Source organism: Streptacidiphilus jiangxiensis (assembly GCF_900109465.1).
Lineage (GTDB): Bacteria > Actinomycetota > Actinomycetes > Streptomycetales > Streptomycetaceae > Streptacidiphilus > Streptacidiphilus jiangxiensis.
Genome location: NZ_FOAZ01000033.1, coordinates 1 through 13015, shown reverse-complemented (window position 1 = coordinate 13015; position 13015 = coordinate 1). Strand labels below are relative to the sequence as shown.

Annotated in this window: 13 protein-coding genes; 3 read left to right on the top strand and 10 right to left on the bottom strand. The window is 74.0% G+C overall.

All coding sequences use genetic code 11. The features are described from left to right. Positions 1 to 15: 15 nt before the first annotated feature. The 4 genes from BMY61_RS38640 to BMY61_RS38625 all read right to left on the bottom strand — a co-directional run bounded on the left by BMY61_RS38640 (position 16) and on the right by BMY61_RS38625 (position 4422). On the bottom strand, positions 16 to 801 hold the full coding sequence (locus tag BMY61_RS38640; RefSeq protein WP_042450022.1) for an acyltransferase: 786 nt from the start codon (positions 799 to 801) through the stop codon (positions 16 to 18). A gap of 69 nt (positions 802 to 870) precedes the next feature. Further along, positions 871 to 1641: an enoyl-CoA hydratase family protein gene (locus BMY61_RS38635; protein WP_042450024.1), complete on the bottom strand. Its 771-nt coding sequence runs from the start codon at positions 1639 to 1641 to the stop codon at positions 871 to 873. A gap of 259 nt (positions 1642 to 1900) precedes the next feature. After that, a complete protein-coding gene (locus BMY61_RS38630; protein ID WP_075004229.1) occupies positions 1901 to 3511 on the bottom strand; it encodes an ABC transporter permease in 1611 nt (536 codons plus the stop codon). Then, positions 3508 to 4422, bottom strand: a complete 915-nt coding sequence (locus tag BMY61_RS38625; protein WP_042450027.1) for an ABC transporter ATP-binding protein — start codon at positions 4420 to 4422, stop codon at positions 3508 to 3510. Before BMY61_RS38625 ends, BMY61_RS38630 begins: the two co-directional genes overlap by 4 nt. Positions 4423 to 4500: 78 nt before the next feature. On the opposite strand from BMY61_RS38625, the gene BMY61_RS38620 reads away from it, so the two are divergent. Next, positions 4501 to 5037 carry a GbsR/MarR family transcriptional regulator gene (locus BMY61_RS38620; protein WP_042450028.1) on the top strand — a complete coding sequence of 179 codons (537 nt, stop codon included), beginning with the start codon at positions 4501 to 4503 and terminating at the stop codon, positions 5035 to 5037. On the opposite strand, the gene BMY61_RS38615 is transcribed toward BMY61_RS38620, so the two are convergent. Together BMY61_RS38615 and BMY61_RS38610 are read right to left on the bottom strand one after the other, a co-directional pair. Continuing rightward, on the bottom strand, positions 4998 to 5663 hold the full coding sequence (locus BMY61_RS38615) for a response regulator transcription factor (RefSeq protein ID WP_042450029.1): 666 nt from the start codon (positions 5661 to 5663) through the stop codon (positions 4998 to 5000). The genes BMY61_RS38620 and BMY61_RS38615 overlap by 40 nt on opposite strands. A gap of 11 nt (positions 5664 to 5674) precedes the next feature. After that, positions 5675 to 6862, bottom strand: a complete 1188-nt coding sequence (locus BMY61_RS38610; RefSeq protein WP_042450030.1) for a sensor histidine kinase — start codon at positions 6860 to 6862, stop codon at positions 5675 to 5677. A gap of 170 nt (positions 6863 to 7032) precedes the next feature. Between BMY61_RS38610 and BMY61_RS38605 the strand changes: the two genes are divergently transcribed. Beyond that, complete coding sequence (locus tag BMY61_RS38605; RefSeq protein ID WP_042450032.1) at positions 7033 to 7806, top strand: SDR family oxidoreductase; 774 nt, start codon at positions 7033 to 7035, stop codon at positions 7804 to 7806. Between the two features lie 203 nt (positions 7807 to 8009). Here BMY61_RS38605 and BMY61_RS38600 read toward each other — a convergent pair whose 3' ends face one another. Both BMY61_RS38600 and BMY61_RS38595 read right to left on the bottom strand, forming a co-directional pair. Further along, complete coding sequence (locus tag BMY61_RS38600; RefSeq protein WP_042450107.1) at positions 8010 to 9215, bottom strand: geranylgeranyl reductase family protein; 1206 nt, start codon at positions 9213 to 9215, stop codon at positions 8010 to 8012. Positions 9216 to 9240: 25 nt separating this feature from the next. Beyond that, positions 9241 to 10074: a DUF4184 family protein gene (locus BMY61_RS38595; protein WP_042450109.1), complete on the bottom strand. Its 834-nt coding sequence runs from the start codon at positions 10072 to 10074 to the stop codon at positions 9241 to 9243. A 110-nt stretch (positions 10075 to 10184) separates the two neighbouring features. On the opposite strand from BMY61_RS38595, the gene pip reads away from it, so the two are divergent. After that, on the top strand, positions 10185 to 11144 hold the full coding sequence (gene pip, locus BMY61_RS38590) for a prolyl aminopeptidase (RefSeq protein ID WP_042450033.1): 960 nt from the start codon (positions 10185 to 10187) through the stop codon (positions 11142 to 11144). A gap of 77 nt (positions 11145 to 11221) precedes the next feature. Here pip and BMY61_RS38585 read toward each other — a convergent pair whose 3' ends face one another. Continuing rightward, a complete protein-coding gene (locus BMY61_RS38585; RefSeq protein WP_042450034.1) occupies positions 11222 to 12244 on the bottom strand; it encodes an NUDIX hydrolase in 1023 nt (340 codons plus the stop codon). A 103-nt stretch (positions 12245 to 12347) separates the two neighbouring features. Further along, on the bottom strand, positions 12348 to 13015 hold a 668-nt coding region (locus BMY61_RS38580), incomplete at its 5' end, for an electron transfer flavoprotein subunit alpha/FixB family protein (RefSeq protein ID WP_075004109.1).

Below are 13015 nucleotides of genomic sequence, written 5' to 3'. Positions count from 1 at the left end.
AGCGGACGCCACCGGTCACGGCACCGGGTCGGGGTCCTCACGCGCTGCCTCGACCGCCTCGACCGCCTCGGGCGGGAGCTGGAGGTCCCAGCCGATCAGGGCGAGCAGTTCCTCGTGGGTGACGCCCTCGGGGATCGCGCGCGGCGCGGCGGTGCGGATGGGCGGCTGCCAGCCCTCCGCCTCGGTCCAGCGGCGGACGGGCTTGGCGGGGGCGCCCGCGACGACCGTGTTGTCCGGGACGTGGCCGCGCACGACCGCGTTGGCCGCGACGACGACGTTGCGGCCGATGTCCGCACCGGGCAGGATCACCGCGCCCGTGCCGATCCAGCTGCCCGCGCCGATCCGCACCGGCTCGTTGCGGGGCCACTGCTTGCCGATGGGCGTGTGCGGGTCGTCGTAGGAGTGGTTCTGGTCGGAGATGTAGACGCTCGGCCCCGTCCAGACGTTGTCCTCGATGACGATCGACTGGTGCGCGACGATGTTGCTGTCACGGCCGATGACGCAGCCGTCGCCGATGCGCAGGATCGGCTCGTCGCCGAGCCGCAGGCCCGGGGCGAAGCCGGCCGACAGGGACACCCGCTCGCCGATGATGCAGTAGCAGCCGATCGCGATCGCGTGCTCGTTGAAGATCGTCCCCTGCGGGAAGGCCAGCTTCGTGCAGGGGCCGAGCTCGGCGAAGCGCAGCGGACCGGGCTGCTCGGCACTGATCGCGCCGGCCTCCCGGACCCAGGCCCAGCCCCGGTGGACCACGCGGGAGGCCAGGCCACGGCCCCGGCGGCGTATCTTGTCGGCGAACGGCATGCGCCTACGTTAACCGGTCGGTAACCACGTGCGAGGCGAGGGCTGCGTCACAGCCGCGCGCCCACGGGGCTATTCGGTGGCCCAGCGCGGCGGGCGGCGCTCCAGGAAGGAGAGCATCCCCTCGCGGGCCTCCTCGGAGCCGAACAGCAGCGCGGACTGCGCCACCATGGACTCGCCGTCGCGCTCGAAGACGCGCAGCACCTCGGCGGTGACCAACCGCTTGCTCTCGGCCAGGCCCTGCGGGCTGGCCTTGCGGAACGCGTCCAGGATGCTCGCCAGCGGCTCCTGCGGGTCCGCGCACGCCTCGCTGACCAGGCCGATCCGCTGGGCCTCGGCGGCGTCGAAGACGGAGCCGGTCAGGTACCAGCGGGAGGCTCCGCGCGGGTCGAGGCGCGGCAACAGCGGCAGCGAGATGACGGCGGGCGCGAGGCCGAGCCGCACCTCGGTGAAGGCGAAGGTCGACTTCGGACCGGCCAGCACGATGTCGCAGGCGCCGAGCAGGCCGAGGCCGCCCGCGCGCACGTGGCCGTCGACGGCGGCGACGACCGGCTTCGGGGACTCCAGCACGCTGCGCATCGCGGTGACCAGGCGGCGCGGGTTGGCAGTCGGGTCACCGCCGGTGGCCTCGGAGAGGTCCGCGCCGGAGCAGAAGGTGCCGCCGGTGTGGGTGAGCACGACGGCGCGGACGGCGGCGTCCTTGGCGGCCTCGGCCAGGCCCTGCTCCAGCTCCGCGACCAGCCGCGAGGAGAGGGCGTTGCGGTTGGCTGGCGAGTCGAGCGTCAGCGTCACGATGCCGCGGTCGACGGCGTATCGGACCAGCGGCTCTGCGTCGGAGGTCATCGGTGCGAGTCCTTCCCGGTTACAGCGCCTGCCACGACCCTGTGGCGGCGCAGGGCCAGCCTATGCAGCGGGGGTGCCTCGCGACACTGCTCTTCGATCGTGACGCGCCTCACCGCCGCGGCCCCGCGCCGCTCCAGGCGCGCGAGTTCGCGTCGGCGCACCCGCGACCGGAGCAGGCGCTGCGTGAGCAGCGTCGCCGTTCCGGCGACGACGCTGCAGAGGCGTCTCCCTGGTGAGGGGAGGCGGATGCGCGGACGGATCAGCCGATGTCGCGCCGCCGCAGGCCCGCGAGTCCCGCACCGGCCAGCAGCGCGGACAGCAGCGTCAGCCACAGCAGCGGCTCGGCGTGGAAGACGGCGCCGGGCAGCTTGGGGATGTGCGTGAACGGCGTCAGGTCCAGCAGCCACTGACCGGCGTTCAGCGCCGGGCCGAGGTAGGCGATGAAGAGCAGCACGCCCAGCACGCCCCACGCGGCCGAGGTCCACTGCGGCAGCAGCCCGAACAGCGCGACGGTCACGGCGGCGAACACCCACACCGCCGGCAGTTGCACCAGCCCCGCGACCAGCAGCCTGCCCGTCCAGCCCGGCACGTCCCCGAACACGACGCCCGCGCCCAGCCCCGCGGTCAGGCCGCCCACGAGCAGCAGCACGGCGGAGCCGAGCAGCGGGTGGAGCAGGTGGCCGCCCGCCCAGGCCAGGCGGCGGACGCCGCTCGCGAGCACGGGCTCGGCCCGGCCGGAGGTCTCCTCGCCGCGCAGCCGCAGGGCCGACTGGACGGCGTAGACGGCGGCGACCATCGCCAGCAGGTTCATCGAGGTGGCCAGGTAGGCGTTGGTGACCTGGCTGCTGCCGCCCATCCGCTGCACGATCTGCTCGACGTTGGCGCTGCTGGAGACGAGCTGGTCGACGCCCTTGCTGATGCCGCCGAGCAGCGCGCCGCCGATCGCGAAGCCGACGCTCCAGCCGATCAGGCTGCCGCGCTGGAGCCGCCAGGCCAGGCCCAGGGCGCTGCGCAGCGTGGACCCGGCGGCGGGCGGGCCGGGGCGCTGCGGCAGCAGACCGCCGCCGAGATCGCGCCGCCCGGCGAGCCAGTAGCCGATCCCGGTCTGCACGGCGCCCGCGAGGAGCAGCAGCGCCACGAGCCACCAGGCGTTTTCGTCGTAGGGGCGGACCCGCTCGGCCCAACCGAGCGGGGAGAGCCACACCAGCCAGCCCGGGCCGCCGTTGCCGGCCGCGTCTCCGGCGGCGCGCAGCAGGAAGGCGAGACCGAGGACGGCGCCGCCGATCCCGTTGGCCGCACGTCCGGTCTCGGTCAGCTGCGCGGCGACGGCGGCGACGCCCGCGAAGCAGGCGCCGCAGCCGAACAGCGCCGCGCCGAAGGCGAGCGAGCCGTTCAGTTGCTCGCCGCTCCCGGCCAGGAACGCGGCTGTGATCGCGCCGACGACGGCGGAGGCGGTCAGCGCGGCGCCGATCCCGGCAGCGAGCGGCGCGCCGCGTCCGACGGCTCCGGCGCCCAGCAGCTCCAGCCGTCCGGACTCCTCCTCGGCCCGGGTGTGGCGGGTGACCAACAGGACGCAGAGCAGCCCGAGCATCAGCCCGCCGATGCCGAGGATGCGCCAGGCCGTCAGGGCGCCGATGCTGCCGGTGTCGTAGACCGCCCCGTACAGGGCGCGCAGGGAGCCGTTGTCGTTGATGCTCGCGGCGAGTTGCTCGCGCGAGGCCGCGTCCGGGTAGAGCTTGCGGAAGGAGACGGCGGTACCGATGACGGAGGCCAGCAGCCCGTAGATCCAGCAGGCCAGCATGGTCCGGTCGCGGCGCAGCGCGAAGCGGAGCAGCGGGCCGCAACCGATGAGCGAGCCGGCGAGGTTCACGAGCCCACCTCCGCGCTGTCCGAGGACTCCGGCTCGTAGTGACGCAGGAACAGCTCCTCCAGCGTCGGCGGACGGCTGGTCAGCGAGCGCACGCCGGCGTCCGTGAGGGCGCGCAGCAGCGCGTCGAGGTGGTCGGTGTCGACCTGGCAGTGCAGCGTGGTGCCGCGCAGTTCGACGTCGTGCAGACCCGGCAGCGCGTCCAGGCCGGCGGGCGGCGCGGCCAGTTCGGCGGAGACGGAGGTACGGGTGAGGTGGCGCAGCCCGGCCAGCGTGCCGGTCTCGACGGTGCGACCGGCGCGGATGATGCTGACGCGGTCGCAGAGCGCCTCGACCTCGGAGAGGATGTGGCTGCTGAGCAGGACCGTCCGGCCCCGGTCGCGCTCCTCGGCGACGCAGGCGCGGAAGACCTCCTCCATCAGCGGGTCGAGCCCGGAGGTGGGCTCGTCCAGGATCAACAGCTCCGCGTCCGAGCAGAAGGCGGCGACGAGGGCGACCTTCTGACGGTTGCCCTTGGAGTACGTCTGGCCCTTCTTGGTCGGGTCCAGCTCGAACCGTTCCAGCAGCGACTTTCGGCGCGCGCGGTCGTCGCCGTTGCCGCGCAGGCGGCCCAGCAGGTCGATCACCTCGCCGCCGGTGAGCCCGCGCCACAGCGTCACGTCGCCCGGGACATAGGCGAGGCGCCGGTGCAGCGCGACCGAGTCGCGCCAGGGATCGCCGCCGAGCAGCGACACCTGCCCCGCGTCCGCCCGGATCAGCCCGAGCAGGACGCGGATGGTGGTGGACTTGCCCGCGCCGTTCGGGCCGAGGAACCCGTGCACCTCGCCCTCGGCAACGCTGAGGTCCAGTCCGTCCAGGGCGCGGGTGCGACCGAAGGTCTTCACCAGGCCGGACACGTCGATGGCCGTCGTCATGCCTCCGACGCTACACTGGTTTCAGGAATTCGTGAATATTAAGAATGTTCTGACGAGCCGCGACGATAGGGTGATCGCATGACGGCGGACCCGGACGAACTGCACGCGTACATCGAACGGTTCACGGGCGTGCTGACCGACAGCGGCTTCCCGCGCATGCCCGCCCGCGTCTTCGTCGCCCTGATGACCTCGGAGAGCGGCCGCCTGACCGCCGCCGAGCTCGCCGACACGCTGCAGATCAGCCCGGCGGCGGTCTCCGGCGCGGTGCGCTACCTGACCCAGTTCCAGCTGGTCGGGCGCGAGCGGGAGCCCGGCTCGCGGCGCGACCGGTACCGGGTCTTCGACCAGGTCTGGCGCGAGGCGATGCTCAACCGCGACTTCGTGCTGGGCCGTTGGCAGAACGCACTGGCCGAGGGCGTCCACCTGCTCGGCGAGGGCTCCGCCGCGTCCGCCCGGCTCGGCGAGTCGCTGCACTTCTTCACCTTCCTGCGCCGCGAGCTGCCCGCCCTGCTGGAGCGCTACCACCGCGAGCGGGAGGCCGCCCTCGACGACGGCGCGGCTCAGCTCGGCGCCGTTCAGCCCAGCCAGCCCGGCCGGACCAACCCCGACTCGTAGGCGAGCACCACCAACTGCGCCCGATCGCGGGCGCCGAGCTTCACCATCGTGCGGCTCACGTGCGTCTTCGCCGTCAGCGGGCTGACCACCAGCCGGCCGGCGATCTCCTCGTTGGTCAGCCCCAGGCCGACCAACGCCAGCACCTCGCGCTCCCGGTCCGTCAGCCGGGACAGCGCGGCCGGCTGCTCCGGCTCCTTCGACCGCGCGGCGAACTCCGCGATCAGGCGCCGGGTCACGCCCGGCGACAGCAGCCCGTCCCCCGCGTGCGCCGCCCGCACCGCGCGGACCAGCTCCGCCGGTTCGGTGTCCTTGACCAGGAACCCGGCCGCGCCCGAGCGCAGCGCCTCGAAGACGTACTCGTCGAGCTCGAAGGTGGTCAGCACGACGACCTTCACCTCCGCCAGCGCCGGGTCCGAGCAGATCTGCCGGGTGGCGGCAAGACCGTCCAGCTCGGGCATGCGGATGTCCATCAGCACCACGTCCGGCGCCAGCTCGCGGGCGCGGGCCACGGCCTGGACACCGTCGTCGGCCTCGGCCACGACGGTGATGTCCGACTGGGCGTCCAGCAGCGCCCGGAAGCCGGCGCGCACCAGCTGCTGGTCGTCGGCGAGCAGTACCCGGATCATCCTCGTCCCTCTCAGCCTTCGTCTTCGGCCCGTACCGGCAAGGGTAGTTCGGCGTGCACCCGGAACCCGCCCGAGGCCGTCGGCGCGGCCTCGAGCGAGCCGCCGAGCGCGCTCGCGCGCTCGCGCATGCCCACCAACCCGCTGCCGCTCCCGCCCGCGCGGGCACCGCCCGCCGTCGAGGCCGGCCCCGGGTCCTCCAGCGTCAGCAGCAGCCGGTCGGCCCGGCGGTGGTCGAGCGTCACCTCGGCCACCCGGGCCGAGGAGTGCCGCAGCACGTTGGTCAGGCCCTCCTGCACGATCCGGAATGCGGCCAGGCCGACGCCGGACGGCAGCACTCGCTTGGTCCCCTCGCGGTGGACGGTGACCGTCAGCCCTGCGGCGGCGGCCTGCCGCACGAGCTCGTCCAACCGCTCCAGGTCCGGCGCGGGGCTGCGCGGCGCGGCGGGCGTCACGGTCGCAGCAGCGCCCGTCGTCGCGGTGGGCGTGCGCAGCGAACCGAGGACCTGGCGCACCTCCCCCAGGGCTTCCTTGCTCGTCTCCTTGATGGTCCGCAGCGCGGTCCGCGCCTGTTCCGGATCATCGTCGATCAGCTCCAGGGCCACCCCGGCCTGCACGTTGATCAGCGAGATGCTGTGGGCGAGCACGTCGTGCAGCTCCCGGGCGATGGCGAGCCGCTGCTCGTCCGCGATCCGCGCCTCCCGCTCCGCCCGGGCCTGGCGCCACTGCTGCCGCCGCTCGATCCGGGTCCGCATCAGCTCGGCGAAGACCACGACCACCAGCAGCCAGGCCAGCAACCCCAGCTCGAACGGCCAGCTCAGCGCGTGGGTGAACGAGTTCGCCACAACATGCGCGACGTAGAGCGCCCCCAGGCTGATCCACGCCGCGCGCCGCCGGTCGGCGAGGACCGCCGACACGTAGGCGATCACCACACTGAGCACGATCGGCCCGTACGGGTAGCGCAGCAGCAGGTACGCCCCCGCGACCGCCGCCGTCCCCGCGCACACCGGCACCGGCCACCGCCGCCGGAACAGCAGCATCGCCGGCCCGGCCAGCAGCAGCACCGTCGCGAGCGCGTCGAGCGGCCGCGTGCTGCCGCCCGTGTGGTGCCGCGCGACCGCGTGCGTCCCCACGACCTGGACGAACCCGACCACGATCGGCAGCACGAGGAGCGGCCGCTGGCGGCTCCGACGGAATCTCATGAGGGAACCGTATGCCCGGTGATCGTCCCGGGGCGTCCCCTCGACGCGGTGCGGCCGGGTACTCCCCCGGGAGTAGCGGTCAGCGGCCGGTCAGTGCGCGGTCAGCCTCCTCCACGAACGTGAAGGTCATCGCCGGACGGCAAGCGGCCGGCGGAACGGAGGAGACCGAGATGAGCACCCTGCGGAACCTGCAGAACAAGACGGCCCTGGTCACCGGCGGCTCGCGCGGCATCGGCCGCGGCATCGCGCTGCGCCTGGCGGCGGACGGCGCCCGGGTCGTCGTCCACTACGGCTCCGACGCGGCTGCGGCGAAGGAGACCGTCGCCCGGATCGAGGCCGCCGGGGGCGAGGCCTTCGCGGTGCAGGCGTCCTTCGGGACCGAGGGCGCGGTCGACTCCCTCTTCGCGCAGCTGGGCGAGGACGTGGAGCTCGACATCCTGGTCAACAACGCCGGGATCGGTTCGGCGCGGGGCATCGCCGAGGTCACCGAGGTCGAGATCAACCGCCTGCTCGCGGTGAACGTCACCACCCCGCTGCTGGTCGTCCAGCGCGCGATCCCGCTGCTGCGGGACGGCGGACGGATCATCAACATCGGCTCGGTGGCGAGCCGGATGGCGGTCCCGCTCCAGATCGGTTACACGGCGTCCAAGGCCGCGCTCGAGTCCCTCGCCCCCAGCCTCGCGATCGACCTCGGCCCGCGCGGCATCACCGTCAACACGGTCGCCCCCGGGGTCGTCCGCACGGACATGACCGCGCACTTCCTCGCCGTCCCGGAGCTGGCCGCGGGCGTCGAGTCCGTCGCCTGCCTCGGCCGCATCGGCGAGGTCGAGGACGTCGCCGACATCGTCGCCTTCCTCGCGGGCCCCCAGTCCCGCTGGATCACCGGCCAGACCCTCGACGCCTCCGGCGGCACCTGGCTCGGCCCGATGCAGCCTGCCGCATAGGCGGACGGGACGTCGCAGCACACCAGGGACGCGAGGAACTGCGCGAGCAACCACCCTGTGCGGATGGCCCTGCGCGTCGAGGACCATCCGCACGTCGGTGGCTTGTCGCGCCCACGCAGGGGGCACCTCCCGGCCGAAGGCTGGGGGAGGAGCCGCATATCGGCAGAGCCCCGCGCCCCTGGCGGCTGCGCCGCCTCAGGCGGCTACCGGCTGCCGCCGCGGGTCAGGAACGCAATCGTCTCGCGGGTCAGTCCGTACTCGTGGGTGAGCCGGGCGAACGTCGTGTGGCCCTGGGTGACGCGGGCGAAAGCCCGCCACGCCGGGCGGAAGGTGAGGACGGCGGCATGGAACGCGGCGGGGCGGCGTTCGAACGCGGAAAGCATCCTCCGGCCGACGACCATCTCCTCGCCCAGGCCCGCGCGGATGTCGAACGTGTACCCGAGTGCCTCCCGGCGGACCCCCGCCGCGCCGGCCGCCGAGGCCATCCGCGCGGCCCACCGGCCCGCCAGCCGGCCCGACCGCAACGCGTACGAGATCCCCTCGCGGGTCCACGGCTCCAGCAGACCCGCCGCGTCGCCCGCGACCAGCACGCGGCCACGCGACAGGGGCGACTCCTCCGCGCGGCAGCGCGTGAGGTGCCCGGACTCGACGCTCGGCTCGAAGCCCGCCAGGCCCAGGCGCTCGATGAAGTCCTTCAGATACGCGCGCGTCTCCGCGCCCTTGCCGCGGGCCGCGATCACGCCCACGGTCAGACTGTCGCCCTTGGGGAAGACCCACCCGTACGAACCCGGCAGCGGGCCCCAGTCCAGCAGCACCCGGCCGCGCCAGGTCTCGGCGACGGCGGGCGGGACCGGGATCTCCGCCTCCAGGCCGAGGTCCACCTGGTCGAAGACCACCCCGACGTGCGCGCCGACCCGCCCCGCGCTCCCGTCCGCGCCGACCACGGCGCGGGCCTTGACGACGCGTCCGTCCTGCAGCGCGACCAGCGCGAGGCCGCCGTCGGCCTCGTCGGGCTGGGAGACGCCGGTGACGGTGACGCCGGTGACCAGGGAGGCGCCCGCCTTCTCCGCGGCCTGGACCAGGCCGTGGTCGAACTCGTCGCGGTTGACCAGGCCGAACAGCATCCGCTTGGAGCGCCGGGTGCGCTCGTACCGCCCGCCGAGGGTGAAGGTGATCGCGTGGACGCGGTCCTTCAGCGGGAGCGCGAAACCGGGCGGGAGCGTGTCCCGGGAGGGGCCGATGATGCCTCCGCCGCAGGTCTTGTAGCGGGGCGGGGCCGCCTTGTCGAGGATCAGCACGCGCGTCGCCCCGGCGTCGGCCGCCGCGTAGGCGGCCGAAGCACCGGCCGGGCCCGCGCCCACGACGACGACGTCCCAGACGCCACCGAGCTCGTCGTCGAGCGCGTCCAGCGGCGCATCCGGCAGGATTTCGATCTCATCTGCGCCGCGGCGCTGGTTCTCGCTCACGATCGGTCATATTACTGGCGTGTCCCCGCCGCAGCGCGGACAGAGCCCACCCGGCCGCGCCCAGCGCGGCGCCCGCTCCACCGCCGAAGCTGACGGCGCCGACGAGATCGTTCCCGCTCATCCGCCTCCCGGCGTGGCGGGACCGGTCGCGCCACAGCCGATGGCCGGCGCCGAGCAGGGTCGAGGCGGCAACGACGACCCGGCCGGCCACCGCTGCGTCGTCGACCGGCGCGCCGGCCGCCGGGGTCTCCGCGAGCGGTCGTCGGGCCGCGACGGCGAGGGCCGCCAGACCGGCCGCCGAAGTGGTCCACTGCAGCGCCTGGTAGACGGGCATCCGGCCGGCGATCCGGTGTCCGAGAGCGGGCCAGTGGCGCTCACCCCAACGGCCGTGGTGCGTGAACGCGTCCCACGCCACATGGGTGAAGGCCCCGATCGCGGCGGAGGCCGCGAACCATGCGGCGTCGGCGGGCCGCAGGTCGGCGGGCTTGCGCGCCGGGCCGGTCAGCGCGTCGACCCGTCCGGCCAGCGGCTGCGGCAACAGGGCGACGACGGGTTCGCGCAGCAGCCCGTACCAGGCGCCGGCGAGCCCGGCGGCGAGGGCGACGTCGAGGGTCGGGACGGCCCAGGCCCGGTGCGTGGACCGGCCCAGGCCGTAGCTGCCGGGCAGCGGGCTGTCGAGAAAGAACGGCAGATCCGGCGCGAGTGACCCGGCGACCAGACCGGTCGCGATCAGCGGGCCGCGCCCGCGCCCTTCACGCAGCAGCGGCAGCACGGCGGCGGGGTGGCTGAAGGTGAACGGCACGCGGTCCATCCTGACACGGCGCGGACGGCCGGTTCCGCGCGTCGGGTGGGCGGCGCGATGTCCGAAAATCGAGGGACCCGACCCCTGATCGCTCCGTAGGGTCGAGCGTCATGGTGGCTTTCTATCCTCCGACCCATCCCTACGACAGCGGGTACCTCGACACCGGGGACGGCAATCGCATCTACTACGAGCAGTACGGCAGTCCGCAGGGCAAGCCCGCGCTCAACGTCCACGGCGGCCCGGGTTCCGGCGCGACCAGGAGGCCGACGAGGGCCTGGGACCCCGAGCGCTACCGGGTCATCCGGTTCGACCAGCGCAACTGCGGTCGCAGCACTCCGCACGCCAGCGACCCGGCGGCGGACATGAGCCTGAACACCACCCAGCACCTGATCGACGACATGGAGCGGCTGCGCGAGCACCTCGGCATCGAGAAGTGGCTGCTGAACGGTGCCTCCTGGGGCTCCACACTCGTCCTGGCCTACGCCCAGCAGCACCCGGAACGGGTCAGCGAGATGGTCATCCCCGCCGTCACCACGACCCGCCGCGCCGAGATCGACTGGCTCTACCGCGGTGCGGGCCGCTTCTACCCCGAGGCCTGGGACCGGTTCCGCGACGCGGTCCCCGAGCAGGAGCGGGACGGCGACCTGCTGGCGGCCTACGCGCGGCTGATGGAGAACCCGGACCGGGCCGTCCGGGAGAAGGCCGCCCGCGAGTGGCTCGCCTGGGAGGACGCGGTCATCTCGAACGAGCCCAACGGCACGCCGGGCATGTACAGCGACCGCGAGGTCGACGACCAGATCGCGTTCGTGCGGATCTGCGCCCACTACTTCGGCAACGGCGCGTGGCTGGAGGAGGACCAGTTGCTGCGCAACGCCCACAAGCTGGCCGGGATCCCGGGGGTGCTGGTGCACGGCCGTCACGACATGGGCAGCCCGGTGCAGACGGCGTGGGAGCTCGCGAAGGCCTGGCCCGGCGCGCGGCTCCACATCATCGAGGACTCCGGGCACGCCGGAAGCGACGCGCTGCAGGAGACGGTCCGAGCGGCCATCGAGGAGTTCAAGAACCGGTGAAACGGTGATTCGGTGAACCGGCGACCGGGGATCCGCCGAACGGGTGAACCGCCGGCCGACGCCTCCCCGGTCGCCGGTCAGCAGCGCCGCCCGGCCTCCAGGTAGGCGACCGTCCCCGCCGCCCGCGCGGCCAGCGCCGCGCGGAGGCGGGCGGCCTTGTTCGGGGCGAGATGGGTGTCGAAGTCCGCCGGCGCGACGAAGCGCCAGGCACGGAGTTCCGCGGTGGGCAGGGTGAGCCCGGCCTGTTCGGTGGCGGCGAGGACGCCGGCGTCGAAGACGAGGCGCAGGCCGCCCGAGCGCGGGCCGCGCCGGGGTTCCCAGTCGGTGACCAGGAGGCGGAGGTCCTCGGCACGGAGGGTGAGGCCCAGCTCCTCCGCCGCCTCCCGCACCGCCGCCGCCGAAGGCGACTCGCCGGTCTCGACGACGCCGCCGGGGAACTCCCAGCCGGGCTTGTAGACGGGGTCCACCAGCAGCACGCGGTCGGCCTCGTCGAAGAGCAGGACGGCGGCGGCGACGGTGTCGCCGGTGGCCACCGGGTCCTGGACGATCGGGACGCGCGCGGTACCCGCGCGGACCACCGCGAGGACCCGCTCGGCAGCCTGGCGCGGCGTCAGCTCGGCGGTGTCGACGAGGGCCGCGTCCCGGCGCAGCCACGGCAGGGCGGTGGTGTAGGCGTCGAGGTGGCGCAGGCGCCAGGCGCGGGCGTCGGCTTCGGTCGCGTCGGCGTCGATCCGCTCGCGCAGAACCGTTTCGTCAAGGTGCAGGACCACATGGTGCACGTCGATCCGTCTGGAGGCGAGGGTGCCGAAGATCTCGTCGCGGTAGTCCTGGCGGTGCAGCGCCATGGGGACCAGCAGCGGGGCGTCCTCGCCGACCTGCGCGCGCAGCGCGGTGAGCGCGTCCGGGACGAGCCGGCGCCAGGAGACGAGGTCCTGATAGTCGGTCAGGCCGACGAGCGGCTCCGGCGGGAGCAGGCGGTCGCGCAGCAGCGAGCCGATCTGCTCGGGGTCGAAGACGTGGGAGCCGGGAATCAGCTGCTGGAGCTCGCGCACGGTCGTGGTCTTGCCGGCGCCGAAGGCGCCGTTGAGCCAGACGATCACTTGTCCCCCACCGGGATTCGCAGCTGGACGGCCGGCTTGATCGTACGACGGACCCCGCGTCCCGGGGTGGGGGCGCGGGGTCCGGTGGCTCGGTGTGGCGGGGTCAGGCCTTGCGGGCGTTGATCTCGTCGGTGAGCTGGGGCAGGACGGCGAACAGGTCGCCGACGACGCCGTAGTCGGCGAGCTCGAAGATCGGGGCCTCGGGGTCCTTGTTGACCGCGACGATCGTCTTGGAGGTCTGCATGCCCGCGCGGTGCTGGATCGCGCCGGAGATGCCGTTGGCGATGTACAGCTGCGGGGAGACCTGCTTGCCGGTCTGGCCGACCTGGTTGGAGTGCGGGTACCAGCCCGCGTCGACCGCGGCGCGGGAGGCGCCCACGGCCGCACCCAGGGAGTCCGCGAGGGCCTCGACGACGGAGAAGCCCTCCGCCGCGCCCACGCCACGACCGCCGGAGACCACGATCGCGGCCTCGGTCAGCTCCGGACGCCCGGTCGAGACCCGCGGGGTGCGCGAGGTGACCTTCGTGCCCGACGCCAGCGGCGAGAACTCCACGGTGACCGACTCCACCGCGCCGGCGGCCGGGGCGGCCTCCGGCGACGTCGCGTTCGGCTTGACCGTGATCACCGGGGTGCCGTGCGAGACCCGCGAGGTCACCGTGAAGGAGGCGGCGAACACCGACTGCGTCGCCACCGGGCCCTGCTCGCCCGCGGCCAGGTCGACGGCGTCGGTGATCACACCCGAGCCCAGCCGCAGCGCCAGACGCGCCGCGA

What these genes read in the sequence shown, in the direction of transcription:
- BMY61_RS38620 (WP_042450028.1), top strand. Translation starts at nt 4,501, where the DNA reads ATGACGGCGGACCCGGACGAACTGCACGCGTACATCGAACGGTTCACG.
- BMY61_RS38610 (WP_042450030.1), bottom strand. Translation starts at nt 6,862, where the DNA reads ATGAGATTCCGTCGGAGCCGCCAGCGGCCGCTCCTCGTGCTGCCGATC.
- BMY61_RS38605 (WP_042450032.1), top strand. Translation starts at nt 7,033, where the DNA reads ATGAGCACCCTGCGGAACCTGCAGAACAAGACGGCCCTGGTCACCGGC.
- BMY61_RS38640 (WP_042450022.1), bottom strand. Translation starts at nt 801, where the DNA reads ATGCCGTTCGCCGACAAGATACGCCGCCGGGGCCGTGGCCTGGCCTCC.
- pip (WP_042450033.1), top strand. Translation starts at nt 10,185, where the DNA reads ATGGTGGCTTTCTATCCTCCGACCCATCCCTACGACAGCGGGTACCTC.
- BMY61_RS38635 (WP_042450024.1), bottom strand. Translation starts at nt 1,641, where the DNA reads ATGACCTCCGACGCAGAGCCGCTGGTCCGATACGCCGTCGACCGCGGC.
- BMY61_RS38615 (WP_042450029.1), bottom strand. Translation starts at nt 5,663, where the DNA reads ATGATCCGGGTACTGCTCGCCGACGACCAGCAGCTGGTGCGCGCCGGC.
- BMY61_RS38625 (WP_042450027.1), bottom strand. Translation starts at nt 4,422, where the DNA reads ATGACGACGGCCATCGACGTGTCCGGCCTGGTGAAGACCTTCGGTCGC.